Genomic DNA, 1,624 nt, shown 5'->3' with positions numbered 1-1,624 from the left:
CATATATCAACAGCGACAAATACAGGTATTTAGTACCTTCAGGCATGAAATACATTAAAGGACAAGACAGGACACAAATAACACTATTCCCGGTTTCGCTGGAAGATGCAGTTGATGCTGAAAATGAAGTACGCCTGATTGATGTTTTTGTTGACAGCCTCAAATTACAGGAATTCGGTTTTAAGGTGGAGTTTGTTGAAAACGGCAGGCCCGCCTACCATCCGGCCGATTTACTGAAACTTTATATCTACGGGTATCTGAACAGGGTACGTTCATCGCGGCAACTGGAAAAGGAGTGTAAAAAAAATAGAGAGGTAATTTGGCTTTTAAAAAGTTTACGTCCCGACCACAATACCATCTCCAACTTCCGGCGCGACAATCCAAAAGCCATCAAAAATGTTTTTCGTGAAACCGTTAAAATTGCCAAATACTTTTACCTGATAGGCGGAACTTTGGTTGCAGGCGACAGTACAAAGCTCAGGGCCCAGAACAGCAAAAAGAACAATTACAACCAGAAAAAAATCGACCGCCACATGGTGTATATCGAAAATAAACTGGCGGAATATGAAAAGGCCCTGGCTGAAAACGACGGCGACAAACAGGAAATAGAAAATGAAATTACCAAACAAAAACAACGGAGAGACGGATATAAAGAGATTGAAAAGCAATTAAAGGATAGCGGGCAATCACAAGTATCTACCTCCGACCCTGACAGCCGTCACCTTATTACCCGCAACAACATTACAGAAGTAGCCTACAATGCCCAAACTACTGTGGATGACAAACACAACCTCCCTATCGATTACAATGTCACCAATACCAACGATGCAAAAGCTATGGGAAATATGCTGCGCAGGGCAAAAACTATTTTGAAAGCAAATGATTTTACAGCCCTTTATGACAAAGGCTACCATACTGGCAGCGAATTTAAAACGGCCCATGAGTTGGGAATAGATGTAATGGTTGCCATTCCAACTGTAGCGGCCAATGCACCAAACCATATATACAATGTAGAAAACTTTGTTTTTGACAAAGTAAATGATTGCTATACCTGTCCGCAGGGAAAAATAATGACCACAAACGGGAGGTGGCTCCAGGCAAAAACTTACCGCTTTAAACGTTATACGACAAAAGCATGCAAAACTTGTAAAGCAAAACCGGAGTGTTCCAAAGCCCATTGTGGAAAAGCTATTCAGCGCAGCGAATTCCAGGAATATGTCGACAGGAATAAAAGCCATATCAATGAAAACAAACAACTATACCGTAAACGGCAACAAATTGTGGAACACCCATACGGAACGATAAAACGACAGTGGGGATTTAATTATATTATCACTAAAAAGTACATTGAAAGAGCCGAAGCCGACTTTGGCTTTGCAATGACAGCATATAATCTGCGAAGGATTATAAATATTATTGGCAGGAAAAAATTGCAAACATACCTGGAAGGTATTTTTTCTGTTTTCTGTTCAGAATTTGCTCGATTAAAGCTATTTTTAAACCAGATAAACCAATTACTCAAACTAACAATGAAAAATCCGAAAATTTTAAACCTGCTTCTAAAACCCTCCAATAGTTTTCAAATCTCCTATACCAAAATAGGTTTTTAGACAGACTGCCGTTA

At 39.8% G+C, this 1,624-nt stretch carries 1 protein-coding gene; it reads left to right on the top strand.

What is annotated here, in order from left to right:
* Window positions 1-1,610, top strand: a 1,610-nt coding sequence (locus D1164_RS23545; protein WP_206611103.1) for an IS1182 family transposase, incomplete at its 5' end; no start/stop codon positions are given.
* Window positions 1,611-1,624 lie beyond the last annotated feature (14 nt).

It is taken from the genome of Mariniphaga sediminis, assembly GCF_003573545.1.
Lineage (GTDB): Bacteria > Bacteroidota > Bacteroidia > Bacteroidales > Prolixibacteraceae > Mariniphaga > Mariniphaga sediminis.
The sequence above is the reverse complement of the archived record's forward strand: the minus strand, read 5'-3'. Positions and strand labels throughout refer to the sequence as shown.